The sequence below is a fragment of the Pseudomonas sp. BIGb0164 genome, assembly GCF_024810135.1.
GTDB lineage: Bacteria > Pseudomonadota > Gammaproteobacteria > Pseudomonadales > Pseudomonadaceae > Aquipseudomonas.
The window spans coordinates 101191-126072 of the sequence record NZ_JANUEA010000013.1; the positions used below are offsets into that span (position 1 = coordinate 101191).

Sequence of the window (24882 nt, forward strand, 5' to 3'; positions counted from 1 at the left end):
GTTAGAAGAAGAAAAATAGCCCGGTATGGTTTTTTATCGCTAAGGTGTTTAATTTTATTAGTTTTTCGATGATGGTTGAGTTTGTAGTTGTTTTTATTGTATGTAATATGTTTAGTGCTTTTTTTAGATCTTTGAAGGTGTCAATTTTTTCGTCTTCGTATTCATCGATTAATTTTCCAAGGGTGATGTTTATAGTGTCTATCGCCTTGGACTCTAAGAGTTCTTTATATTCTCTAGGAGTGAGATTGATTGTTTTGAGTAAAGAGTTTGGGCAGGTGTCTGTGTCCATTAAGAGCATGGCCTCAGGACTGAGCGGGACACAGATCATCTTCATTTTTTTAGTTTCCTTGTTTACGCAGGTAACTTAATTCTATTCGCGTTGTGTTCTGTCTTTCTGTTAGATCTAATTGTGAATGCAGTGCGAGTAGTGCTTGGTAGTCAGGTTGTTAACTTGTCAGAAGAGTTCGATATTTACGTCATCATCGGTTTCGTCGACTCGCCGCCTAGACTGATCATAGCGAAAACTCGCAGTTCGGCCGTTGAGTGGGTGCGGTAACACAGCTTGATTTCAACTGGGGATGGATGGCCACATGCAAGGCGTCATTGTTTTTAAGAGGCTGCGTTACTTATGTTTTTATGACAGGTTTGCGAAGTTCAAATCACCTTCAAAAGAAACGCAGGCAATCCAAGCTAGCGAGTCTTGCACGATGTAAGTGTGCTGAGGTAGTTCAGAAAAGATTTTGATTGCTTTTTTTATATATTCAGGGGGGATGAAGTAAGCCTCATCACAGGCCGAATCGCCGATAAAAATCAAGTCGCCATCAGCGATCATCTTAATTTCTTCGGCCAACTGCAAGATTGCCGAATCTGAAGATGTTTGACCGAAATCAATGCTGTTGCTCAATCTGCTCCAAGCTACTTTGTTCACGGAAAATGGTACAATTTTATTTATTCTTCTAGTGATTGATATTTGTTCGCTCTCGGAGAGGATGTTAAAGGGGATATCATTGTTGTTTAAGTCTTCACTTAACTCTTCGTCGAAGTAACTCATTTTTTTGAAAACCTTTTTGTCAGTTTTAATACTATTTTTGGACTGGCATCAAAAACGAAGTGTGGCCCCTTCTTTTTGTGTGACCAAACATTTATATGGGCGCCGTGACTCTCGTCATGTTCAACGCGGTACCCGGTTTTTCCATTGGCTGTCTGCATTCCAACCGGTTCCCCGATACGTGGGCCAAATCTTCCGGGAGTTGGCTTTTCCGCGCGGAAGCCATTTTCAAGTAGCCACTTCAACGCCTTATTCAGTGCTTGTTCATATGTCGAAGACCGGTTGGGGTCACCAACCTCCGGGGGCTTTTTCCCATGCTTTCGTGTTAACGCTTTGCCTTGCCGAAGTGGGCAATCTCCAGGGATGCAAGCCAATCCCAAAGGATCCACCCACCCCGTAGGATTGGGCACGTACCGGTACGCATTGATCCCACCCGCCAGCTTCACCGGGTCCGGCGTCAGGTAGCGACCAATATCCGGATTGTAGTAGCGATGGCGGTTGTAGTGCAGCCCGCTTTCCTGATCGAAGTACTGGCCCTGAAAACGCAGCGGGTTGTCGATTTTTCCGACGTCCAGGCGGCTGATTTCGCCGTAGGCGCGGTAGTGGGCGGACCAGACGATTTCGCCGTTGGGGGCGGTGAGTTCTTGTGGGGTGCCCAGGTGGTCGAGTTGGTAGTGGAAGGGCTTGGTTTGTTTAGGACCGAAACCTTCCAGTAAGGCCAGTGGCCTGAAGCTACCGGGCTCGTAGAGGTAGCTGCGATGGCGGTCCTTCTGATGCTCGGCAATCAGCTTGTCGCCTTGCCAAAAGAACTCGGTCGTTATCGCATCAACGGTTTTGCTGATCCGTCGCCCGAACGGATCGTAGCAATAGCTAGCCACCCGTCCGTTGGGTTGGGTGATACCAATCAGCCGATGCTGACAGTCATAACGGTACTCGGTGACTAGCGCGTGCCCGCGCCCACGCCGCTCACGGATCAGGTTGCCGAACGCGTCATAGTCATAATGTCGATCCCCCTGAATCATCAGCCGGTTACCAGCCACGATGTCCGGGCCGGGGCGGTTTTGCATGAGCAGGTTGCCGGCCGGGTCGTGGGCGAAGCGTTCTTGCAGGTCTTGGGAATGGTCGGCGCGGGTGAGGCGGTTCAGCGGGTCGTAGGTGTAGTCGTGCTGGCCTTTGCGGGTATCGAGCAGGCGGGTGAGGTTGCCGGATTTGTCGTAGGTGTAGTGGCGTGCGTAGAGGTGGTGTTCCTGCTGGGTGACGGTGTGGGCGTGCAGGCGTTGTTGGTCGTCGTAGTGGTAGTGGCTAAGGAGCTGGCCTTGTTGGCGTTGGTGTTCCTGGCCGGCTTTGAACAGGTGGGAGGTGAGGATTTCGCCATTGAGTTCGACGGTGGCGAGGTGGCCGCCTTTGGCGTGATTAAAAACAACGCGGTTGTTGTCGGGCAGGCGCAGGTTTTGCAACTGGTCACAGGCGTCGTAGCCATAGCGCAAGGTGCCCCAGCCCTGGTGTTCGGCGGTGAGGCGGTTTTGGCTGTCGTACTCGTAGGCTAAAGCCCAGTGACCGTCCTCGACGCCTAGGAGGTTGCCCTGGCGGTCGTAGGTGTAGTCGACGGTTTTGCCATCGGGGAGGGTTTTTCTTACGAGGCGGCCGGCAGGATCGCGCTCGTAGCGGGTAACCAGCTGACTGCCGTCGTCACCGTGTTCGGTCTTTTCCTGCAGGTTACCGTTGAGGTCATAGACGTAAGCCGTGCGCTGACCGTCAAACCCTATCTCCTGCTGGATCAGGCCATTGGGGTGGTACTGCAATCCATAGGTTTCACCGACTTCGTTTTCGATTTCAGTCAGCAACAACCGCGCATTGTCGTAGCGATACTTGACCTGGGTGCCGTCGGAATTGATACGACGGCTGATCAGATGCAGCCCATCGGCATACTCGTAACGAGTAACGCGGCCTAACTCATCCCGCTCAGACGTGATTTTTCCGTAAGGGTTGTAGCTGTATTCCCTACAAGCGCCCCCCGGCAACACCACCCGAACCAGTCGCCCTACGCTGTCCCACTGATACTGGGTCAGCGCGCCATGTTCATCCTCCCGCGCCACCTGACGGCCAAGGTCGTCATAGCGATACCGCTTGATCCCACCCTCCGGCAGATGCTCCTCAAGCAACTGCCCGCGTTCATTCCACACCAGCCGCTGACAACTGTTATCCGGAAACCAAACCCCCGTCAGTTGCCCATATTTGTTGTAGCTGTAGTCGGTGCTGTGGCCTTCAGGATCAATCCTGCGGGTGATATCGCCCCTGTCATTTCGCTCATATTTCCAGACCGCCTGACCGCGCCTTACAACCCGTACGAATCCGTTGTCATGCTCGTAGGACGTCGGCTCATCGTCCCCCGGAAACAACGCCACCAAACGCCCAGCTTCGTCGTACTGATAGGCCGTGATCGCGCCCAGTGGGTCCTGCTCAACCGTCAGCCGGCTTTTTTCGTCGTAGGATTTGAAGTGTTCAGCGCCGTCCGGATCAATGCGTTGCACCAACCGCGCACGCCCGTCATGCACATAGACTTCCTGGCTGCCATCGGCGTTAAACACCGTGACCTGGCCGTTGTCATCCCAGGCATACCGGGTGTCGATCTGCGAAAAGCTCGCCCAGTGCCGGACACAGCGCGCCGCCTTGCCAGACCGTTCCCACTCCCAGTAAAAACTTGCCCCACCGGCCAACTGGCGTTCGAGAATGACGTGCTGATCGTCGTAGCGATAAACCTCGCTTTCACCGACAGCGTTGGTCGCACTGATAAGCCGGCCAAGGTCGTCATAGGCGTAGGAAACGACGGTGTACTCAGTGACCCAGACAAACTCACCCGGCCCTTCGGCCCGATGAATCTGATAGTCCACACCAACAATGCGGCCCGACGAATAGCGCAAGAACAACGACCGCCCGACGCCGTTATCCAACCGCTCAATGCGCCCCCTGAAATCCCGGGAGATACGCAGCCGGTTGTCATACGCATCGCTGATCGCTGTCAGAAAACCATTAACGAAATGGTAGAAGCGCGAGCCTTGCGCCAGCACTAATTCATCGGGCAAGACCCCCAGATAAATCGCTGCTTCGGCCAAGCTGTTGGTGATCGCAGGGCGGGCGGAGGAGGGCAGTGGAAACTCAGTCGAGCGGTTCTCATGATCGGTCCACACCACCGAATCACCGGAAACCTCCAGCCGGTGCGCCAGCGCATGACTCCAACCAAACCCCAACCCGCAATCCACTTCCACGGCGCTGGTGCGGTACAACCGCGTCCACTCGAACGGCAATATCCCATCCAAAGTGCCATCGGTGAGGGTGAGCAATTCCTCGCCGGTGACCATCGACACCGGGCAGCCGTTCTTGCACGTAGTCGCCGAGCAGGTCGCCGCATCACCGTTCTGGTTCTTCCCTGACGCAGGCACATCATCCACATGCTCTTTCTGCGTCAGCACCGCGTTCTGCCGTGCCCGCCAGCGCATCTGCATCGTGCCTTGCTTCAGCCCGCCGACCACGCCGCGAACCGCCACGGCCTTGTAGCGATCCACCGCTTGCATGAATTTCGTCAGAATCGCCAAAAGGCTCTTAACAAAACCCACCGCCGCATCAAGGATCTGCGTGCCGTACTTGACCAGGCGCAACCCCAGGTAAGCCACGCCCGCCGCTGGCAACGCGATGGTCAAGACCGCGCCAATCACCAGGTCAATCAGCAACGAGACCGCCAACCCGGCTGCCTTCTCGGCCATCTCGCCGGGGGGCAGCGCGTCGAGCCAGAGCATCGCCGTGCGCAGCATCAGGTACAGCGCCGCCTCGTCACTGGCCAGCAGCATGGCTTGTTCCATGACCCTGGGCGTGTCAGCGGCCAATTGCGCCAACTTGATGGCCTGGTCACCGAGCTGCTCGCCGAACTTCAACGGGTCTTCAAGAATCGCCTGGACCCGCTTGATGCTGTCCCACACCTCTTTGATCGCCGCCCAACTGCCGGCCAAAATACCGTTGCCAATGGCACTGGCGGTCGAGCGCTCCCAGTGCGGCTTGAACCCAGACCACTGCGACCGCAGCCACTCTTCCAGATCCGCCGTCAGCCCGGCATAGGAGGCAAACAGTGCGTCCACCTGTTCCTCGGAAACGCTCCCTCGCACCCGCACCTGATAGCGCTTGCCCGCCGCGCAGTGGTGCGAGCCTTTACCGTGCTCATCGAGCACGACCACAGTGGAAGTGCCGTCATCGAGCCCGATCACCTCAACCGGGATGTTGCCGATCGGCACGTCATACACCGATTCAAACAGGCTCTCGATGTTCAGCTCGCCGCCCAGCGAGCAATGGGTCACTGTCGAAAAATCAGCATCGGACACACTCACCGATTGCTGCGAATCACCCACCCGCAACACCCGCTCCATCCCCAACAACGAAGGCAAGTCCGCTGCATGGCTGGCTGAATCCAACGCGCGTGAGTACCAGGCGCCCATCTGCTGGCGATACTCCGCCAGGCTTTGATGGAAGCCATCCAGCTCGTGTTCGATAAAGGCAATGTGGGCGGTGTGAGTCATCCGTGACGTCTCGTCGAAGGGCAAGGCATCGGAGTCTGCCGCAGCAAAAAGCGGCTGGATGAACGGTTGGAAAAATCAGAATGGGACGACGTGAAGCAGGAAAAAGCCGCGAAAAACTAGCCCGGGGGATTACGTCAAAAGACGATCCGGCTCATTGCGAAAAGCTACGCAAATAAAAATGGCTCTCATCCTTGCCCGATTTTCCGACCTGGCCGTCATGGTTAATAGAACCTCTATTACGCAGGATTTCCCATGTCGCGCCTTGCTCGTCCCTTGCATCCACTGGCCCTGTCAGTGGCGTTCGCCTTTGCTGCCGTGCCGTTGCTGTCTGTTCAACCTGCCTTCGCCGAAGAAAGCAGCAGCGCGCTGCGCCGTTTCTCGATTCCCGCGGGTGAGCTGAGCCAGGCACTCAACAGCCTGGCCGAGCAGGCCAACCTGGTGCTGGCGTTTGATGCGAGCCTGGCGCGGGGCAAGCACAGCAATGGATTGAGCGGGCAGTACGACACCGACGTGGCGCTGAACCAGTTGCTCGCCGGCACTGGCCTGCAGGCCCTGAAGCTCTCCGCCGACCGCTACCGGCTGGAGCCGATTCCGGATAACGGCGGTGCCATGGAGTTGCAGGCCACCACCATCAGCGGTGCCTACCGCACCGAAAGCCCCACCGGGCCGGTGGCCGGTTATGTGGCCACGCGCAGCCTGTCGGGCACCAAGACCGACACCGCGCTGATCGAGACCCCGCAGTCGATCTCGATTGTCACCAAGGACCAGATGCACGCGCAGAACGCCGAGAGCCTCAACCAGATCCTGCGTTACAGCGCCGCCGTGATCCCGGAAACCCGTGGCGCCACGGCATCGCGCCTGGACCAGCTGACGATCCGTGGCTTTTCCCCGGCCACCTACCTGGACGGCTTGCGCATGCCGTCGAGCCGCGATGCATTGCCGCAAAAGGACGCCTTCGACCTGGAGCGCGTCGAAGTGCTGCGCGGGCCGGCCTCGGTGCTGTACGGGCAGGGCACGCCGAGCGGCGTGATCAACATGGTCACCAAGCGCCCGCTGGACACGCCGTTTCATGAAGTTGGCGTGGAGTACGGCACTTTCAACAAGAAGCGCACAACCTTCGACCTGAGCGGGCCGATTGATGACCAAGGCGTGTATTCCTACCGCGTCGCCGGGCTTTTCGACGATGCCGATGGGCAAGTGGACCACACCGAGACCCGCCGTCAGTCGCTGTCCACCGCATTCACCTGGCGCCCGGACGAGGCGACGTCGCTCACGTTGCTCGGGCACTTTCAGAAGGACCCCAAGGGCGCGTCCTACGGTTCGGTGCCAGCCTGGGGCTCGGTGTTGCACAGCCCGACCGGGCGCAGCATCGACGTGGATTTCTATGACGGCGAGAAGAACTTCGAGAAGAGTGACCGCGAGTACTATTCCATCGGCTACGCCTTCGAGCACCACTTCGATGACGTGTGGACCGTACGCCAGAACGCGCGTTACCTGCGCAGCGAAGGCCAGTACCGCAGCCTCTACAACAACTACCTGATGGCGGATTACCGCACCATCCGACGCTCGACCATTGCCGCTGACGTCGACATGGATGCCTACACCCTCGACAACCAGTTGCAAGCCAAATTCGACACCGGCCCGTTGCAGCACACGCTGCTGATGGGGCTCGATTACCAGAACACCAGCACCGACACCAAGCAGGGCTCCGGCGTGTACACCGCAGGCCCGACCCTGGATATTTTCAATCCGGTGTACGGCGCGGCGGTTCCGGTGCCTGCGTATACCACCGACGGCACGTCGCGCAGCGAGCAGACCGGCGTGTACCTGCAAGAGCAGATGAAGTGGGATAAGTGGGTGCTGCTGCTGGGTGGTCGCTATGACTGGGCCAGCACCGACAACAGCACCCAGACCCTCAGCACCGGTGCCAAGGCCAAGTCGTCCCTGGACAGCAAGGCCTTTACCGGCCGCGTGGGGCTGGTCTATCTGTTCGATAACGGCCTGGCGCCGTACGCCAGCTATTCGGAGTCGTTCCAGCCGCAATCGGGTACGGGGTATGGCGGTTCGGTGTTCAAGCCTACTGAAGGCAAGCAGTATGAGGTCGGCATCAAGTACCAGCCGCCGGGCAGCAACAGCTTTATCACTGCCGCGATCTTCGACCTGCGCCAGACCAACGTACTGACCACCGACCCGGACCCGACGCATTTGTGCGGTACCGGCCGCTGCCAGAGCCAGGATGGCGAAGTGCAGTCCCGTGGTTTCGAGCTCGAAGGCAAGGCCAGTCTCAATGACAACCTGGACATCACCGCGGCCTACGCCTACCTGGACAACCGTATCAGCAAGTCCAACAGCACCGTGCGTTATGCGCCGATCAGCGACATTGCCGTAGGCCCGGCCGTTGCCGCCGAGGGCACCACCACCTACGGCGTGCCGCGCCATACCGCGTCGGCGTGGGCGGATTACACCTTTCATGATGGCAGCCTGAAAGGCTTTGGTGCGGGCGCCGGGGCGCGGTATGTCGGGTCGTCCTGGGGCGATACCGCCAACACCCTGAAGGTGCCGGGCTACACCTTGTTCGACGCGGCGGTGCATTACGACATCCCGAACATCACCCGCCTCAAGGACAACCTGCGCCTGGCATTGAACGCCACCAACCTGGCGAATAAAGAGTACGTGGCCTCGTGCTACTCGTACTCGTGGTGCTGGTACGGCTCGCAACGCACCGTGCAGGCGAGTGCGACTTATCAGTGGTAAAAAACCACCGATAAGGCAATTTAATGGCCCCTTTGTAACAAAATCCTCGCCAGAATCGCTTTTATTTTCAGGTGGTTAGGTGGGGATGCAAATGCGCACTGTTGGAATCATGCTGATCGCCTGCTCCCTGGCAGGCGGCGCGGCTGCCGTGCAGGCACGGGAGCTGCGCGAGGGTGACAAGTACATGTGCAGTTGGGGCGCTGGCACGGCCGCCAGGGCCCAGGAACTCAAGCTGTCGGGTGTGTCGCTGTATGCTGCGCGGCAGAAGATCCAGACCATCAAGTTCAGCAAATCGTGGATGCGCATGATGGCCATGGGCATCACCGAGCAGACCTATGACAGCCGTTCCCGGCTGAAACCCGAGGCAATCCGCCAGAGTTTTTACCAGGATTGCCTACGCTACAAAGTGGCGCGCAAGTAATGGCCTGACTGGCTCAGCGTGACAGCGGTGAGCCGGCATCTTCCTGGAAAAACACCTTGGCAATGTCGATAAAGCGCCGATTGGCTTGGGACAGGTATTCATCGGCGCGCCAGCACAGGTTGAAGTGCATGAATTGCGCCGGCGCAAAAGACACCCCCACCAACCCTGGCTCCTGCTCCTGAACGGAGCGCAGCAGAGTAGAAGCGCCCATCCCGCTGCGCGTGGCCGCTATCACCAGCGGCACGAAGTTGCTTTCCAGGGCGATGTTGAGCCGCACCCGTGCGGTACTGCAAAAAGTATCCAGCAGGTGACGTTGCAGGAAGGTGTTGTCGAACACCAGCATCGGTTCGTCATGCAGGCGGTCTGCTGACAGCGATTCCGCTCCCGCCAAAGGATGATGCTCGTTCACGCACAGCACCATCTCATCGCTGCCCAGCAGCACCGACTCCCAGCCAGGTTCGACGCGCCGCGACTCCAGCAACGCGACATCAATCGCCCGTGTCGCGAGGCGTTCGCTGATGTCGTCAGCGCTGCCTTCGATCACGTGCATGGCAATTCCGGGGTAGCGGGCACGAAATTGCATCAACAGATCCGGAATATGGCGGATGCCATACATCGGTGGCACACCGACGCGGATTTCGCCGCTGTGCAGTTGCGTCAAGTCCTGCAGTTCGCGGCGTGCGCCGGCCAAACCCTCCAGGCACGCTTCGGCGCGAGCCAGAAACAGCTGGCCTTCGGCCGTCACGCTGATCTGGCGTGTGGCCCGGTTGAACAAGGCCACGCCCAGCTCATCTTCCAGGCGGCTGACCGCCATGCTCAATGCCGGCTGCGCCACATGCAGGGCCTGCGCGGCTTTGGTGAAACTGCCTTGGCGGGCGATTTCGACGCAGTATTCCAGGGCTCTGAGGTTCATTCCGGCTCACATAACAAAGAGTGATGAATGGCTTCACAAATGGATATTTTTTGTGATGCGCGGCAGTCTATAACCTGTCGGCATTCTTCTCCATGCCGGATGTCATCATGCCCCTCCACCTTCGCTGTTACTGGCTCGCCACCCTCATTGTTGGCGCCTTGGGCGGCAGCCTTGCCCAGTGGGCAGGGTGGCCTTTGCCTTGGGTTGTCGGCTCATTGCTCGCGGTGTTGCTGACCCGCTGCGCGGGCAGCCGGGTGCCGGAAATTCCCCACGGGCGCAAAGCCGGGCAGTTGATCGTGGCCGTGGCCATCGGCTGCCATTTCACCGTGCCGGTGATGCAGCAAGTGGCGGGGCATCTGGGGCTGATCGTAACGGCAGTATTGCTCACGCTGGTGTTGGCCTTGGGGTCGGTGCTGGTCTTGCACCGATGGGGCGTTGCCTTGAACACGGCGTTCTTCGCGCTGATGCCGGCCAACTCCACTGAGATGGTGCACCTGGGGCGGCAGCGTCAGGCGGACACCAGTTTTATCGCGGCGGCCCACAGCATTCGGTTGCTGCTGATCCTGTTGGCGGTGCCCGCGGTGGCTACCTTTGGCGTGTCCCATTCCGTGGCGCACGAGCCGTTGCCGGTCATCTGGCCTTGGCTGATCTTTATCCTGGCAATGGGCTTTCTCGCCGCGCTGGCGTTCAAGCGCTGCAACCTTCCCAACCCCTGGACCTTCGGGCCGTTCCTGATCTGTGCGGTGGGGGTGGGTTGCAACCATTTGTCGATGAGTATGCCGGGCTGGCTCAGCGGATGCGGGCAGTTGCTGATCGGGTGTGCGTTGGGTGTTGCGTTCGACCGCCGTTTTTTCCGCCGTGCGCCGGGTTTTCTGGCCAAGGTGCTGGTGCTCTTGACGGGCTCAGTGATTGCCACTGCGCTGGCCGCGTGGGGGCTCGGTGCCGGGTTGGGCATGCCGTGGCTGTCGCTGGCCCTGGGCATGATGCCCGGCAGTGCCCCGGAAATGAGCCTCACCGCCGAAGCCTTGGGGTTGGCGGTCACCTTGGTCACGGCCATGCAAGTTATCCGTATGCTGTTGATCCAGGCTGCGTGTCTGCCGCTGTACCGCCTGCTGGACCGAGCGCTGCAAGAGCAAGCACCGGCCAGTACAAAATCTGCGTAAGCCTGTCCAACTTTGCCCTCGTGCCCCTCGCCATACTGGCGCCAGGTAAACGAAGAGGCATAGGCCATGACTGATTACGTATTCACCCCCGCGCACATTCCCTCCCTTGCCATCCAGGGCAGCGACGCACGTTTCCCGCTGCGCCGGGTGTTTTGTGTGGGGCGCAACTACAGCGAGCACGCCCGCGAAATGGGGCATGACCCAGACCGCGAGCCGCCGTTTTTCTTTATGAAGCCGGCGGATGCCGTCGTGCCCGCCGAAGGGGTGATCGCTTACCCGCCGCTGACCGCCGACCTGCACCATGAAGTGGAACTGGTGGTGGCCATCGGCAAGGGTGGGGTGGATATCAGCCCTGAAGAGGCGTTGTCCCATGTCTGGGGGTATGGCGTCGGCATCGACCTGACCCGCCGTGACCTGCAAGCCCAGGCGAAAAAACTCTCCCGTCCGTGGGAATGGGCCAAGGCGTTTGATGAGTCGGCGCCGACCACTGCCTTGCAACCCGTGAGTGCCATCGGTCACCCCTCAACGGGGAAAATCTGGCTCAAGGTCAACGGTGAACAACGCCAGGTGGGTGACCTGGCCGACCTGATCTGGTCCGTCAGCGAAGTGATCAGCCACGCGTCCAAATCCGTGGCGCTCAAGGCGGGCGACCTGATCTTCACCGGCACGCCCGCAGGTGTTGGCGCCGTGCAGCCGGGGGATGTGCTCACGGCCGGCATCGACGGCATTGGCGAGTTGAGTTTCACCCTCAGCCAGGGTTGAGGCTAAAGTGGTGCCCAGGCCACCCGAGAGACTGTTATGCCAGGCACCCGCGTCACCACCTATGGCATGGAACAACGCAGCGACCGCCCCGACTTCTACATCCGCGACAAGCGCGGGCGGGCGGCGCTGACCAGTCCCCATCGCCATGAGTATTTCCAGATCCAGATCAACCTCGGTGGCGACACCGTGCAGCATATCGGCGGCGCGGTGCGGCCGTTTCCGCACAAGGCCCTGGCGTTCATCCTGCCCCATCGCCTGCACGTGATCCCTCATCCCGAGGATGGCGAGTTCATGTTGATCAACTTCAGCCAGGCGTTTTTCCTGCCGCAGCTGACGTGCGACCCACTGGACCTGGAAGACATCCCCATCGGCCAGGCGCCGGAACTGGCACCGTTCCGCTTCCAGGAACAACTGGACTTCATCCTCGACGACGCCGCCTTCGAAGAAGTGAAAACCTGGCTCACCCAGATGCGTACCCTCGACGCCCACCGCACCTTCGGCGCGCGCGAGCGCCTCAAGGGCTACCTGTTCCAGCTGATCGGCCTGGTGTGCCAGGCCTACGCCGAACCGCTGCAGGCATTTGCCGCCAGCAATGCCACCCGGCGCGGGCGCAAGGACGCGTTGGCACGGGTTCAGGGGCACATCCGCGAGCACCTGCACGAACCCACCCTCAACCTGACAGACACGGCTGCTGCGGCCTTCCTGTCGCCCAACTACCTCACCCACTTGTTGCGCAAGGAGACCGGCAAACCGTTTTCCCAGTTGGTGCTCGACCGCCGCATGCAACTGGCGCGCACCTTGTTGCTCAACAGTGCGCAATTGATCGGCGTTATCGCCCAACGCTGTGGCTTCACCGATGAGGCGTACTTTTCCCGCTGTTTCCGCAAGGCCCACGGCTTGGCGCCCGGGCAATTCCGCCGCCAGCAGCACACTGAATCCCTGTAATCCCGCGCTTTTTACAAAACCACGACAATGCATATGTTTCTATTTGCATACAATTGCGTGCTTCAACGGAGGAAGCGCCCATGAATACGCGGATACGGCTGGCGACACTGCAGGACATCGACACATTGTTTGCGATTCGGACCTCGGTGACGCAGAACCACCTGAGCCGAGAACAAATGGCCGAGCGGGGTATTACCCCTGAAGTGCTGGCAGACAGCATCCGTGAAGCGCCCTGTGTGTGGATCGCCGAGGTCAATGGTGAGCCTGCCGGGTTTTCCATGGTCGACCTGGACAGTGGCGAAGTGTTTGCGATGTTCGTGCGGCCGGCCTATGAGAACCAAGGGCTGGGCCGCCAATTGATGGCGGTTGCCGAGGCAGCCTTGTTTGAACGCCATGACACGTTGTTCCTGGTCACCGACGGGCGTGATGAGATACGCGCCAATGGGTTTTACCAACGCCTGGGTTGGTCGGTGGTGGATCAGGTCGACGGCGACGACGTTCGTTACCAGAAGAGCAGGGCGCTGTAGTGCCATGAACCCACCCGAAGCCCCGTCCTCCAAAAGCTTTCGCTACTTTGTGGTCGGCGTGCTGTGCGTCGCGGTTTTGCTGGGCGTTTACTTTGTGCGGCTCAATGCGCGGGTGGACCAGGAACGGGAGGAGGCCGCCGAACGCCTTACCCTTTGCCAACATATCGAAAGCGTGGCCCGTGCGGCCTTGCCGGCCAACCTCCAGCCGCCCGAGGCGTGCAGGCAACTAAAGGCTCGCTCTTCCGAAAGTGTCGCACCGTTATAATCAATAACCTTATTTATACAGCGGATATATACCGGGGAAGTGTCAGGTGATAGTCGCAGTACTTGCACCAAAAAGTGGCACAAGTGCGTCGTGCTACCTTAAAAAATGTGTGGTTATTGAATGACTTACGCGACTTTTAATCCGACGAAAGGATTAAAATAATCTTGTTACAGGTTTTTACAGTCGGTACTATAGCCGGGCGTTCACCTCCCACGGTTTATGCATTTTTAAATCCCAAGTTTCCATCAGCTACTTGGGATTTTTTTTGCCTGCGATTTGACTCAAACGTCAAACTTCCACCTCGGCGAACTCCGCGCGCATGCGCCCGTTGCGCTTGGCCTGGTACAGTAACTTGTCCACCTCCTCGACAAACCCCAGCATGGCGCTGTCGGGCGTGACGAGGTGGGTGCCCACACCCAGGCTCAGGGTCAGCAATTTCGACACCGGTGAAAAACCGTGCTCGATCTGCTGCTGGCACATCAGGTGCAGGCAACGCTGCGCCACCTGTTTGGCCGAGGCGGCATCGGTCTCCGGCAGCAACCACACAAACTCCTCGCCGCCGATGCGCGCAATGAAATCCCGTGGCCGGTTGGCCGCCAGCGACAGCGTGCGCGCCACCTGGCGCAGGCACTCATCGCCTTTGATATGGCCGTAGTGGTCGTTGTACTGCTTGAAAAAATCGATATCCAGGATGATCAGCGACAGCGGCAACTGGCTGCGCTGGGCGCTGGCCCACTCGCGTTCCAAAACCATGTCGAACATGCGCCGGTTGGCGATGCCGGTCAGGCCGTCCTGGTAGGAATATTCTTCGAGCTGCTTTTGCAAGCGAATCAGGTGCTCTTCGGTCTTCTTGCGCTCGCTGATATCGAACATGAAGCCGATCAGCGCTTCGACTTCGCCATCCTTGCGCACCACGTGCACCACGTCGCGAATCCACACGTAGTCGCCATTCACCGTGAGCGCCCGGTAGTCGGCCTCATGGTCCACACCGGCACGGGACTGCGACACGCAGAAATTCACCACGTATTCGCGGTCATCGGGGTGCATGCGCTCGACCCAGTCATCCACGCTGACCCAGCTTTGCGGGGTCCAGCCCAGCAGTGTCTCGATCTGCGGGCCGATGTAACTGAAGGTCATGGTCTGCCAGTCGATGCGCCAGGGGATGGCTTTGGTCGACTCCAGCAGGGTTTTGTAGACGTCGCTGTCGGGCTGGCTCGGTGGGGCGATGCTCATGGGTGGGCTGCTCGAAGGGAGGGCGAAATGCCATGAGCGTCTTTTGAACCGGCCCTTGAGTCAAGCCTTCGCCAGCGCACCGGACGAGAGGTCAAGTGCCGGGTTCCTGGCGCCAACGCACCAGCGTTTACGAGGCAAAATGCGCGGTAGCTAACACTTTTGCATTAATTGTTACGCCAGGGTCGCAAGCTCATCTACTCTGGTTCCATCACACCGACAGGGCAGGGCCCAGGGACGGGGGCTTATGATGATTTCGATCACTGAATTCAGTCGCATCATGGCGTCAGGCTTCTTGCCGCTGTCTTGTGATTGCAGCCTCAACAGCGACGGTTCGCTGCGCATCAGCGTGTTCGAGCCGGTGACGGGGCGCGTCGACTTGCTGCTGACCCGCGTCTCGCCCGAAGGCCTGGACAGCATCCGTTCCATCTCAAACCTGATTGGCGAGCTGCGCACCGAGATCAAGGCCGGGCGCCGCGGGTTTGCAGCCGTAGGCTAAGCGTCATGACACGGCGCTGTCGGCCTGGGTCGAGACCGCGCCGTAGTAGCGCCAGCAGCAATGCCGATGTTCCGGCAGGATCACACAGCCGCTCAGGCTCACGATCAGCAGGGCGGCAACCAGCATAGATAGGCGACGGGACATGATGTTTCCTCTTGGTGTGTTCGGCGTTACAGGTTGAACGCCGCCACCCTGGAATATCCGTCGCGATGCTTTCAAACATTTCATCAAGCGCCGCCATCCCCTGGGCAATACTCCTCTTACGCATTGCGTAAAAAAATCTGCGGTGTTCGCGACGGATTCTTCCCGCACCTGGCGTTCAACCCATCAGCAGCGTGCACTTTCGCTCGCCGTATGAGGAGTTGCCATGAAACCACTGGCCAAATTGCGCCTTGTCTTGCTTGCCCCGCTGGCACTCGCTGCGTTTGTCAGCACCCCGACGTTTGCCCAGACCGAAGTCATCATTCGCCAGGCGCCACCGGCCGAGCGCGTTGAAGTGATACCCGCCGAACGCCCCGGCTACGCCTGGGACCGTGGGCACTGGCGCTGGGAAGGCGGTGCCTATGCCTGGGTGCCGGGGCACTGGCAGCCAGTGATGCGCAACGCGCGCTGGGAGCCCGGCCATTGGGAATCCCATGGGCCGAACTGGTACTGGCGCGAAGGGCATTGGATCCGCTGAACCCTGAAACTTAGCCTCCGGACCGAGTATTACCCGATTGAAAGACACTGATCCGGACGTTGAGCTACTGGCACGTATCGGCAACAACGAACCTGCGGCCGTCAACGAGATGGTGACGCGCAAGCTGCCGCGTCTGCTGGCGCTCGCCGGTCGGATCCTGGGGGACGCCGACGAGGCCAAGGACGTGGCCCAGGAAAGCTTCTTGCGGATCTGGCGCCATGCGGCGAACTGGCGTGCTGGCGAAGCGCGGTTTGACACCTGGCTGCATCGGGTGGCGCTGAACCTGTGCCACGACCGCTTGCGTCGGCGCAAGGAGCGCCCGTTGGACGAGGACGAAGTGCTGGAGCTGGCGGACAGCGCACCGTCCCTTGATGAGCAGTTGGAAACCGCCGACCGCAGTGCGAGGATGGCCGCCGCGTTGGCGACGTTGCCCGAGCGCCAGCGCGAAGCCATTGTGCTGCAGTATTACCAGGAGCTGTCGAACATCGACGCCGCGGCCCTGATGAATATTAGCGTCGAGGCACTGGAGAGCCTGCTGTCGCGGGCCCGACGCCAGTTGCGCAATCAACTTGCCGACACACCAGGGCTTGCCCGCCCAGGAAGGGAAAAACCATGACGCCCGAACGATTTGCTCATCTGGCTGATGCCTACGGGGCCAGCCTGCACCGCTGGCCCGTCGCCGAACAAGCCGCCGCCCAGGCGCTGCTCGATAACGGCAATGCCAGCGCCCGCGAGGCGTTGCGCGAAGCCAGTTGGCTGGATGCCCAGCTGGACAGCCATCAGCTGGCGTTCGCCGACCCGGCGCTGGCCCGACAGATTCGCCAGTCGGCGCCGCGCCGTGCGTCATTCTGGTCGCGCTACGCCAGTTGGTTGTCACCCGCCGGCCTGGTGGGGGTGGGCATCGCCGGTATTGCGGCCGGGGTGCTGGTGGCGTCGCTGAGCGTGCCGCTGCCGATGTCGTCATCCGAAGTGCTGCCCAGCGTCTTCGATCAGGGCGACGCCGACGTCGTCTTTACCGTCAACGCCGAGGAAACCGAGCAATGACCCCCAAATCCCTCAAGCCGTGGTTGGTCGTCTCGGTGTTGCTCAATGTGTTTTTGATCGGCGGCGTCGGCGGTGGCTTGTACCACTGGACCACAGCCGCCAAGCCCGCCGAAGCGGTGGTCAACCAGCATGGCCTGCGCCAGGCGATGATCAAGTTGCCGCCCGAGCGGCGCAAGGAACTGCGCCAACTGCTGCGCCAGAACCGTGCCGACAGCCAGCCGCTGATCATGGCCGGTCGCGAAGCCCGCCTTGGCGTGATCAAGCAGTTGGAATCGCCGACCCTGGACCGCGACGCGCTGGTCACCGAACTGGCCAAGGCCCGCGAGGCAGACGTTGCGCTCAGGGCCCTGGTGGACACCACCCTGGCGCAATTTGCGAGCAACTTACCCCAGGACGAACGGCAGAAACTGGTCGAGGCGCTGTACCAGCGCGGGCAGGTCAAGGCTAAAGAAAAATTCATCCAGACGGCGGGGAATAAACCCCGCTCTTGAGTTGTTAAGCCCGCATGAACTCAATGGAAGTGTGCTTATGCCGGCTGCGAAAAAGAAACAGGCTTTTGATTTTTCCTGTGGGGCTGCGTCGTTGTTGTGCGCGGCAGTGGAGCTGGAGGCAACTTTGCCCGGTGGCATGACCGCAACCGATGCGTTGCGCACCAACATGTGTGAGGTGGAACTCTACAAATTCACCTCCGGCGCGCTGACCGGCGGGGTGGTCAAACCCTTCGATCCGACCAAAGCCGGCTACTCCTACCCCCACAGCGTGGCGTTGGCGGCGCGGACGTTGGGGTTGAACGTGACCATCTACATGGAAGGCTTTCTGGCCAGCGCATTGGCCACCTTGTACCCCAAGTGCGAAGAGCTTTGCGTGAAGGCAGGCTTCCCCGTGATCCACGGCGCGCCGCCGCCGATGGCCGCGAATCGCCGAGCGTTGTGTGTGGTCACCACCTTTGTAGTGGGGCTGCACTACGTAATGCTGCGCCCGGGCGGAGACTTCATGGACCCGGCCGATGGCGACAACCACGATAACTTCAAGACGATGAACACCTGGTCGAAGGTGTACTCGCAAACGGGGATTACCTTGGTGCTGGAGAAGGAAGTGGAGGTTTAAAGCACTCTTCAAGCCCGCCACCACAGGGGATCAGCGGTGTACCCAATTTCTCGACCGAACACAGCTCAAAATGTGGGAGCTGGCTTGCCTGCGAAAGCGGTAGGCCAGCTGGCATCTGAGTCGACTGACACACCGCCTTCGCGAGCAAGTCGAATCGTCGCACCGCCACTCCCACAGGGGGTTAGCGGTGTACTATTTTCGCCCATCCCCAAAAATCCCCACCACCTCCTTCCTCAACCACAAATGCCGCGGATCCTTCTGATTCCGCGCATGCCAGTGGTGTTTCAAGCTATACGGCGGTATCTCCACCGGCGGTTCAATCATTCGCACCGCCGAGTGCTTTTCATAGATATGTGCCACCGACCTCGGCATCACCGCGATCAACTCCGAGCGCTCGATGATGGCCGACATGCTCATGTAGTGGGACATCTGCACCACGATCTTCCTTTCGATCCCTTGCTCGGCCAGAAAGCTCTCGTACATTTCCTGGCTGCGGCTGCCGTCGCGTACCTGCAGGTGCTCCAGTGTGCAGAACTCTTCCATGCTCAGTTGCGGCGCGGTGATGCGGTGGTGGCGGCCGATGAGGCAGACCAGGTCGTGGTCGAACAGGCGTTGTTGGTAGATGTTCGGCGCGTCGAGGTCGGGGAAGTAGCCCAGCGCCGAGTCCACGCGGCCTTCGCGCAGGGCGTCGTGGAGGTCTTTGGGGCCAAGGCTCAGGCACTGGATCTTGGCGTGGGGCGCGGCACTGCGCAGGCGGTCGAAGAGGGCGGGGAGGAACACCACTTCACCGATTTCACTGAGGCAGAAGGTGAAGGTTTCGCGGCTTTGCTCCGGGTCGAAGGTGGGGCTGGGGAGGATTTCCTGGTCGATGGTGGCGATCACTTCGCGGGTGCGTTCGACGATGCTGCGCGCCCGTGGCGTGGGCTCCATGGCGGTGCCGCTGCGCACGAACAAGGGGTCGCCGAGGGAGTGACGCAAGCGCGATAACGCGGCACTGGCGGCGGGCTGGCTCATGCCCAGGCGCTTGGCGGCGGCGGTGACGTTGCCGCAATCGTGAATGGCCAACAAGACGCGTAGCAGGTTCAGGTCCGTGCGCATGACTATAACCAGATCAAATAGTTTGAATAACTAGAATTTGCTTCTGCTATTTGTGCCCCACGGCGAGGATGGTGTCCAGACAAGAATAAAACCAAGAGGCACCCTCATGATCAATCTGCATGACATCCGCTATGTGCGTCTGGGCACGGCGGACCTTGCCCAGGCCAAGCTGTACGCCACGCAGATGCTCGGCCTGCAGGTGGTGCGCGAGACCAACGGTGCGATCTATTTTCGCTCCGACAGCCGCGACCACACCCTGTGCTACTACGAAGGCGACCCACGGGAAACCACCACCGCCTTCGAAGTCACCAGCTGGAACGAACTCGACCACGCCGCCCAATTGCTCGAAGACAACGGCTTTGCCGTGCGCCATGGCAGTCGCCAGGACGCCGAGGTGCGTCACGTCAACGAGCTGATTCAGTTTCGCGACCCCAGCGGCAATCACATCGAACTGGTGCTGCGCCCCCATGCCAGTGGCAGCCGTTACTTCGCCACCCGCGATGCCGGTATCACCGGTTTCAGCCATATCGGCCTGCGCACCACCGACGCCAAGCGCGACGAAGCGTTCTGGACCACCCTGGCCAACGCACGGGTCAGTGACCGCATCGGTGAAGCGCCGCTGCTGCGCATCGATGAGGTGCATCACAAGATCGCGCTGTTCCCCTCCAGCCATGCCGGCGTACAGCACATCAACCACCAGGTGGAAAGCATCGATGACGTGATGCGCGCCTGGTACTTCCTCAAGGAACGCGGGATCAGGATTCTGTTCGGGCCGGGTCGTCACCCGACGTCAGGGGCGATGTTCCTGTACTTCGAAGGGCCAGATGGCATGACCTACGAATATTCCACTGGGGTGAGTCATATCGCCCCGGAAGACGAGGCCACCCACCAGCCCCGGCAATTCCCGCTGGTCACCAGCTCGTTCTGTGCCTGGGGTTCGAAGCCGGACATTCCGGAGTTCAAATCATGAGCCGCGTCAGCCAAGAAGCCGAAGTGCGGGTGGCCGCGCGTGCCCTGGCCAACGCCGGTTTTGTGCACGCCTACGGCCATTGCAGCCTGCGTCTGGATGCCGAGCACTTCCTGGTGTGCGCCGCCAAGCCCATGGGCCTGATCCCGCCCGGCGAGCCCGGCACCGTGGTGCCGGTGCATGGTCCGCTGCCGGAGGGTGTGCTGGGTGAAGTGCGCATTCATCAACAGATTTACCAGCGTCGGCCAGACGTCAACGCGGTGATCCGCTGCATGCCGATGCAGGTGATGAGCTTGTCCTGCGCCGGGCTGACCCCGCGTTTGCGCCACGGCATGGGCGCCTATTTCAAGGACGGCGTGCCGCTGTGGGATGACCCGCAACTGCTACGCGACGACTCGCAGGCCGCCGCCCTGGCCGAACAGTTGGGCTGCGCCCAGGCCCTGGTGATGCGTGGCAACGGCGCCATGGTGGTCGGCGGCTCCCTGGTGGAAGCACTGACCCTGGTGTTCTACCTCGAAGACGCCGCCCGTATCGAACTGCAACTGCTGGCGGCCGGCGTGGCCGACCACGCACCGCTGCTGAGCCGTGAAGAAGCGGACCGCCGCGCCACCGCCAGCGGGCGAATCTTTGAACGCATGTGGGACTACCTCACCGCCGGCGATGCCGAGCTGAACCTGATAACAAGAGACGAGCGCCAACCATGACCAAGCATTTTCATAACTTCATCGATAACCAATGGGTCGAGGGCGTGCGCACCTTCGACAACCGCAACCCGGCCGACAATAGCGTGATCGGCCAGGTTCACGAGGCCGGCCGCGAGCAGGTCGACGCGGCGGTCAAAGCCGCCCGCGCCGCACTGAGCGGCCCCTGGGGCAAGATGACCATCGCCCAACGCACCGCCTTGCTGCACAAGGTGGCCGACGGCATCGAACAGCGCGCCGAAGAGTTCGTCGCCGCTGAAGTGGCCGACACCGGCAAGCCCCACGCGCTGGCCAGTCACCTGGATATCCCCCGTGGCGCTGCCAACTTCAAGGTGTTTGCCGACCTGATCCGTAACGTGCCCACCGAAAGTTTCACCATGGACACCCCCGACGGCGGCAAGGCGGTCAACTACGCGGTGCGCAACCCGCGCGGGGTGATCGGGGTGATCTGCCCGTGGAACCTGCCGCTGCTGCTGATGACCTGGAAAGTCGGCCCGGCCCTGGCCTGCGGCAACACCGTGGTGGTCAAACCGTCGGAAGAAACCCCGGCCACTGCCACCTTGCTCGGTGAAGTGATGCGCGACGCCGGCGTGCCCGCAGGTGTCTACAACGTGGTGCACGGCTTTGGCGAACACTCGGCGGGGGCCTTCCTCACCGAACATCAAGACGTAGACGGCATCACCTTTACCGGCGAAACCGGTACCGGCGAAGCGATCATGAAAGCCGCGGCCAAGGGCGTACGCCCGGTCTCGCTGGAACTGGGTGGCAAGAACGCCGGGGTGATTTTCGCCGACGCCGACCTGGACAAGGCCGTGGCCGGCATCGCCCGCGCGGTGTTCGAAAACAGCGGCCAGGTGTGCCTGGGCACTGAGCGCGTGTACGTGCAACGGCCGCTGTTCGAGGCGTTTGTCGCCGCCCTCAAGGCGCGTGCCGAAGCCATCAAGGTCGGCCCGCCAAATGCTCCTGGCGTCACCATGGGCCCGCTGGTTTCCGTGGGCCACCGCCAGAAGGTGTTGAGCTATTACGCCCAGGCGGCCAAAGACGGCGCCACCGTCGTGACCGGCGGCGGCATCCCGGACATGCCTGCCGAACTGGCCGAAGGCGCCTGGGTGCAGCCGACGATCTGGACCGGCTTGTCGGAAGACTCTGCTGTTGTGCGTGAAGAAATCTTCGGCCCGTGCTGCCACATCGCACCGTTCGATGATGAAGACGAGGTGGTGCGCCTGGTCAACGACACGCCCTACGGCCTGGCCGCCAGCGTGTGGACCACCGACCTGCAGGTTGCCCACCGCATGGGCGCCGCGCTGGATGTGGGCATCTGCTGGATCAATTCGTGGTTCCTGCGCGACCTGCGCACCGCGTTTGGTGGCGCCAAGCAATCGGGCATTGGCCGTGAGGGCGGGGTGCATTCCCTGGAGTTCTACACCGAACTGCGCAACGTGTGCATCCGTCTGTGAGGTCCGCCATGACACATCTCAACCCCCTCGGCGCGCAACTGCACCAGGCACTCACCGCGCGTAAACCGCTGGCGCCGCTGACCGAGCAATACCCCGAGCTGACGGTGGCCGACGCCTACCAGATCCAGCTGGCCATGCTGCAACCGCGCCTCGATGCCGGGCAAACCGTGATCGGCAAGAAGATCGGCGTCACCAGCCAAGTGGTGATGGACATGCTCGGCGTGGACCAGCCCGACTTCGGCCACCTGCTCAGCGGCATGCTGGTCAACGACGGTGCCGCGCTGGCGTGCGCCGACTTCATCGCGCCCAAGGCCGAAGGCGAGATCGCCTTTGTGCTCAAACAGGACCTGGTCGGTCCGGGCGTGACCGTGGCTGATGTACTGCGCGCCACCGCGTATGTGATGCCGTGCTTCGAGATCGTCGATTCGCGAATCAAGGACTGGAAAATCAAGATCCAGGACACCGTCGCCGACAATGCCTCGGCCGCGGCGTTCGTGCTCGGCGACGGCGTGGCCGACCCGCGTGACATCGACTTGGCGTGCGTGGGCATGACCCTGGAAAAGAACGGCGAGATCGTCGCCACCGGCGCCGGTGCGGCGGCCCTCGGCCACCCGGCGAATGCCGTGGTATGGCTGGCCAATACCCTGGGGCGTCTGGGCATCCCGTTGAAGAAAGGCGAGGTGATCCTGTCCGGCTCCCTGGCCGCCATGGTCCCGGTCCAGCCGGGTGACCAGTTGCGCATGAGCCTGGGCGGTATCGGCTCGGCTTCCATCCGTTTTGTTTGAAGGACCACCCCATGAACCTGTCAGCCGCAACCATCGCCGAACTGGCCATTCACCTGGAAAACGCCGAGCTCAACCGTGAAGCCGTGACCAAGATCACCGACGCCCACCCGGACATGGACTGGGAGGATGCCTACGCGATCCAGAACACCATCCGCGCCAACAAGGAAGCACGAGGCGTGCGCATTGTCGGCCTGAAGATGGGCCTGACGTCCTTTGCCAAGATGAAGCAGATGGGCGTCACCGAACCGATCCACGGTTTTATCACCGACTACGGCGCCTGCGCCGATGGTTCGGTGATCGACGTCGATAGGCTGATCCACCCCAAGGTCGAGGCCGAAATCGCCTTTGTGCTCAAGCACCCGCTCAAAGGCCCGGGCGTGCACGTGGGGGATGTGCTGGCGGCCACCGACTTCATTTTGCCGGCGGTGGAAGTGATCGACTCGCGTTATGAACACTTCCGCTTCGACCTTAAAAGCGTGATCGCCGACAACACCTCGTCCGCCCGTTTTGTCACCGGCGGGCAGGCTCGCAGCCCGCTGGGCATCGACCTCAAGTGCCTGGGCGTGGTGATGGAAAAGAACGGTGAAGTGGTCGCCACCGCCGCCGGTGCCGCCGTGCTCGGCCACCCGGCGCAAAGCGTGGCGATGCTCGCCAACATGCTGGCCACCCAGGGCAAGGAGCTGCCTGCCGGCACCTTCATCATGACCGGTGGCGTGACCGAAGCCATTGCGGTGGCGGCGGGCGACCAGATCACCGTGCGCTACCAGCACCTGGGCAGCGTGTCCATGCGCTTTGCCGCCAAGTCCGAGTGAGGAAAGCACCATGCCGATCATGCAGGTTTATCTGATTGAAGGCCGCGACGACGAGCAAAAGGCGCGGCTGATCGAGGCGTTGACCCAGGCTGCGGTCGACTCGATCCAGGCCCCGCCGGAGTCCGTGCGGGTGATCATCACCGAAGTGCCGAAGACCCAGTTCGGGATCGCCGGCAAAACCGCCAAGGCCCTGGGGCGCTGACATGAGCACACACAAGAAGAACGTCGCAATCATCGGCTCGGGCAACATTGGCACCGACCTGATGATCAAGATCCTGCGCCATGGCCAGCAGTTGCAGATGGCGGTGATGGTGGGCATCGATGCCGCCTCCGACGGCCTTGAACGGGCGCGGCGCCTGGGCGTTGCCACCACCCACGAGGGGGTTGAAGGCCTGGTGCGCATGCCGGAGTTTGCCGGGATCGACTTTGTCTTTGACGCCACCTCGGCCACCGCCCATGTGGCCAACGATGCACTGCTGCGCCAGCACAAGTCGGGCATCCGCGTGATCGACCTGACGCCGGCAGCCATTGGCCCGTATTGCGTACCGGTGGTGAACCTGGACGCCAACCTGGCGGCGCTGAACGTGAACATGGTCACGTGCGGCGGCCAGGCGACCATTCCGATGGTGGCGGCGGTGTCCCGGGTGGCCAAGGTGCATTACGCGGAAATCATTGCCTCCATCAGCAGCAAATCCGCCGGCCCCGGCACCCGGGCGAACATCGACGAGTTCACCGAAACCACCGCCCAGGCCATCGAGGCGGTAGGCGGCGCGGGCAAGGGCAAGGCGATCATCGTGCTCAATCCGGCCGAACCGCCGCTGATGATGCGTGACACGGTGTACGTGTTGTCGGAGGCGGCGGATCAGGCTGAAGTACAAGCGTCCATCGAAGACATGGCCAATGCGGTCACGGCCTACGTGCCGGGGTATCGCCTGAAACAGCAGGTGCAGTTCGACGTGATCACGCCCGACGCACCGTTGAACATTCCCGGGCTGGGCCGCTTCAGCGGCTTGAAGACCACGGTGTTCCTCGAAGTCGAAGGCGCCGCCCATTACCTGCCGGCTTACGCCGGCAATCTCGACATCATGACCTCCGCTGCGCTGGCCACCGCCGAGCGCATGGCGCAGGCTTTGTGAGGCC

27 protein-coding genes are annotated in these 24882 nt (G+C 60.9%); 20 read left to right on the forward strand and 7 right to left on the reverse strand.

Annotated features, from left to right (window positions below):
* Position 1: 1 nt before the first annotated feature.
* The 3 genes from M2394_RS28935 to M2394_RS28945 form a co-directional block, all read right to left on the reverse strand.
* Positions 2-334, reverse strand: coding sequence for a hypothetical protein (locus M2394_RS28935; protein WP_259175582.1), 333 nt, complete (start codon positions 332-334; stop codon positions 2-4).
* Positions 335-634: 300 nt separating this feature from the next.
* Positions 635-1051 (reverse strand): hypothetical protein, encoded by a 417-nt coding sequence (locus M2394_RS28940; protein ID WP_259175583.1) that lies wholly within the window; start codon positions 1049-1051, stop codon positions 635-637.
* A complete protein-coding gene (locus tag M2394_RS28945) occupies positions 1048-5613 on the reverse strand; it encodes an RHS repeat-associated core domain-containing protein (protein WP_259175584.1) in 4566 nt (1521 codons plus the stop codon). Before M2394_RS28945 ends, M2394_RS28940 begins: the two co-directional genes overlap by 4 nt.
* Positions 5614-5865: 252 nt before the next feature.
* Between M2394_RS28945 and M2394_RS28950 the strand changes: the two genes are divergently transcribed.
* On the forward strand, positions 5866-8367 hold the full coding sequence (locus M2394_RS28950; protein ID WP_259175585.1) for a TonB-dependent siderophore receptor: 2502 nt from the start codon (positions 5866-5868) through the stop codon (positions 8365-8367).
* Positions 8368-8458: 91 nt separating this feature from the next.
* Complete coding sequence (locus M2394_RS28955) at positions 8459-8788, forward strand: hypothetical protein (RefSeq protein ID WP_065906328.1); 330 nt, start codon at positions 8459-8461, stop codon at positions 8786-8788.
* Between the two features lie 13 nt (positions 8789-8801).
* Here M2394_RS28955 and M2394_RS28960 read toward each other — a convergent pair whose 3' ends face one another.
* Positions 8802-9701, reverse strand: a complete 900-nt coding sequence (locus M2394_RS28960) for a LysR family transcriptional regulator (RefSeq protein WP_259175588.1) — start codon at positions 9699-9701, stop codon at positions 8802-8804.
* 107 nt (positions 9702-9808) lie between these two features.
* Between M2394_RS28960 and M2394_RS28965 the strand changes: the two genes are divergently transcribed.
* The 5 genes from M2394_RS28965 (at position 9809) to M2394_RS28985 (ending at position 13363) form a co-directional block, all read left to right on the forward strand.
* Positions 9809-10864: an AbrB family transcriptional regulator gene (locus M2394_RS28965; RefSeq protein ID WP_259175589.1), complete on the forward strand. Its 1056-nt coding sequence runs from the start codon at positions 9809-9811 to the stop codon at positions 10862-10864.
* 66 nt (positions 10865-10930) lie between these two features.
* Positions 10931-11626 (forward strand): fumarylacetoacetate hydrolase family protein, encoded by a 696-nt coding sequence (locus M2394_RS28970; RefSeq protein ID WP_259175590.1) that lies wholly within the window; start codon positions 10931-10933, stop codon positions 11624-11626.
* A 36-nt stretch (positions 11627-11662) separates the two neighbouring features.
* Positions 11663-12571, forward strand: coding sequence for an AraC family transcriptional regulator (locus tag M2394_RS28975; RefSeq protein ID WP_259175592.1), 909 nt, complete (start codon positions 11663-11665; stop codon positions 12569-12571).
* An 80-nt stretch (positions 12572-12651) separates the two neighbouring features.
* Complete coding sequence (locus tag M2394_RS28980) at positions 12652-13098, forward strand: GNAT family N-acetyltransferase (RefSeq protein WP_259175594.1); 447 nt, start codon at positions 12652-12654, stop codon at positions 13096-13098.
* A gap of 4 nt (positions 13099-13102) precedes the next feature.
* On the forward strand, positions 13103-13363 hold the full coding sequence (locus M2394_RS28985) for a hypothetical protein (RefSeq protein ID WP_259175595.1): 261 nt from the start codon (positions 13103-13105) through the stop codon (positions 13361-13363).
* 288 nt (positions 13364-13651) lie between these two features.
* Here the strand turns inward: M2394_RS28985 and M2394_RS28990 are convergent, their stop codons facing one another.
* Complete coding sequence (locus M2394_RS28990) at positions 13652-14596, reverse strand: diguanylate cyclase (protein WP_259175596.1); 945 nt, start codon at positions 14594-14596, stop codon at positions 13652-13654.
* Between the two features lie 247 nt (positions 14597-14843).
* Between M2394_RS28990 and M2394_RS28995 the strand changes: the two genes are divergently transcribed.
* Positions 14844-15092 (forward strand): DUF1652 domain-containing protein, encoded by a 249-nt coding sequence (locus M2394_RS28995; RefSeq protein ID WP_178923802.1) that lies wholly within the window; start codon positions 14844-14846, stop codon positions 15090-15092.
* A 3-nt stretch (positions 15093-15095) separates the two neighbouring features.
* On the opposite strand, the gene M2394_RS29000 is transcribed toward M2394_RS28995, so the two are convergent.
* Positions 15096-15236, reverse strand: a complete 141-nt coding sequence (locus M2394_RS29000; RefSeq protein WP_178923785.1) for a hypothetical protein — start codon at positions 15234-15236, stop codon at positions 15096-15098.
* A 223-nt stretch (positions 15237-15459) separates the two neighbouring features.
* On the opposite strand from M2394_RS29000, the gene M2394_RS29005 reads away from it, so the two are divergent.
* From M2394_RS29005 to M2394_RS29025, 5 genes are read left to right on the forward strand one after another with little or no spacing between them, the layout of a single operon-like run.
* Positions 15460-15771 carry a YXWGXW repeat-containing protein gene (locus M2394_RS29005; protein WP_176997828.1) on the forward strand — a complete coding sequence of 104 codons (312 nt, stop codon included), beginning with the start codon at positions 15460-15462 and terminating at the stop codon, positions 15769-15771.
* A 37-nt stretch (positions 15772-15808) separates the two neighbouring features.
* A complete protein-coding gene (locus tag M2394_RS29010; RefSeq protein WP_178923781.1) occupies positions 15809-16387 on the forward strand; it encodes an RNA polymerase sigma factor in 579 nt (192 codons plus the stop codon).
* Complete coding sequence (locus M2394_RS29015) at positions 16384-16815, forward strand: hypothetical protein (RefSeq protein WP_178923779.1); 432 nt, start codon at positions 16384-16386, stop codon at positions 16813-16815. Before M2394_RS29010 ends, M2394_RS29015 begins: the two co-directional genes overlap by 4 nt.
* The gene (locus M2394_RS29020) at positions 16812-17306 is read left to right on the forward strand and encodes a periplasmic heavy metal sensor (RefSeq protein WP_178923777.1); all 495 of its coding nucleotides are present in this window, start codon (positions 16812-16814) and stop codon (positions 17304-17306) included. The genes M2394_RS29015 and M2394_RS29020 overlap by 4 nt, the downstream gene beginning before the upstream one ends.
* Before the next feature lie 37 nt (positions 17307-17343).
* Positions 17344-17922: a hypothetical protein gene (locus M2394_RS29025; protein ID WP_178923775.1), complete on the forward strand. Its 579-nt coding sequence runs from the start codon at positions 17344-17346 to the stop codon at positions 17920-17922.
* Between the two features lie 192 nt (positions 17923-18114).
* Here M2394_RS29025 and M2394_RS29030 read toward each other — a convergent pair whose 3' ends face one another.
* Positions 18115-19020: a LysR family transcriptional regulator gene (locus M2394_RS29030; protein WP_259175598.1), complete on the reverse strand. Its 906-nt coding sequence runs from the start codon at positions 19018-19020 to the stop codon at positions 18115-18117.
* 106 nt (positions 19021-19126) lie between these two features.
* Between M2394_RS29030 and M2394_RS29035 the strand changes: the two genes are divergently transcribed.
* From M2394_RS29035 to M2394_RS29065, 7 genes are read left to right on the forward strand one after another with little or no spacing between them, the layout of a single operon-like run.
* Positions 19127-19990: a VOC family protein gene (locus M2394_RS29035; protein WP_259175599.1), complete on the forward strand. Its 864-nt coding sequence runs from the start codon at positions 19127-19129 to the stop codon at positions 19988-19990.
* Positions 19987-20691 carry a class II aldolase/adducin family protein gene (locus M2394_RS29040; RefSeq protein ID WP_259175600.1) on the forward strand — a complete coding sequence of 235 codons (705 nt, stop codon included), beginning with the start codon at positions 19987-19989 and terminating at the stop codon, positions 20689-20691. The genes M2394_RS29035 and M2394_RS29040 overlap by 4 nt, the downstream gene beginning before the upstream one ends.
* A complete protein-coding gene (locus tag M2394_RS29045; RefSeq protein WP_178923767.1) occupies positions 20688-22145 on the forward strand; it encodes a 2-hydroxymuconic semialdehyde dehydrogenase in 1458 nt (485 codons plus the stop codon). Before M2394_RS29040 ends, M2394_RS29045 begins: the two co-directional genes overlap by 4 nt.
* Before the next feature lie 8 nt (positions 22146-22153).
* Positions 22154-22930, forward strand: coding sequence for a 2-oxopent-4-enoate hydratase (dmpE, locus tag M2394_RS29050; RefSeq protein ID WP_259175601.1), 777 nt, complete (start codon positions 22154-22156; stop codon positions 22928-22930).
* A gap of 11 nt (positions 22931-22941) precedes the next feature.
* The gene (gene dmpH, locus M2394_RS29055) at positions 22942-23742 is read left to right on the forward strand and encodes a 2-oxo-3-hexenedioate decarboxylase (RefSeq protein ID WP_259175602.1); all 801 of its coding nucleotides are present in this window, start codon (positions 22942-22944) and stop codon (positions 23740-23742) included.
* Positions 23743-23752: 10 nt separating this feature from the next.
* Entirely contained in the window at positions 23753-23944 is a 192-nt protein-coding gene (locus tag M2394_RS29060) for a 2-hydroxymuconate tautomerase (RefSeq protein WP_178923761.1), read from the forward strand.
* 1 nt (position 23945) lies between these two features.
* Positions 23946-24878: an acetaldehyde dehydrogenase (acetylating) gene (locus M2394_RS29065; RefSeq protein ID WP_259175603.1), complete on the forward strand. Its 933-nt coding sequence runs from the start codon at positions 23946-23948 to the stop codon at positions 24876-24878.
* Positions 24879-24882: the final 4 nt, after the last annotated feature.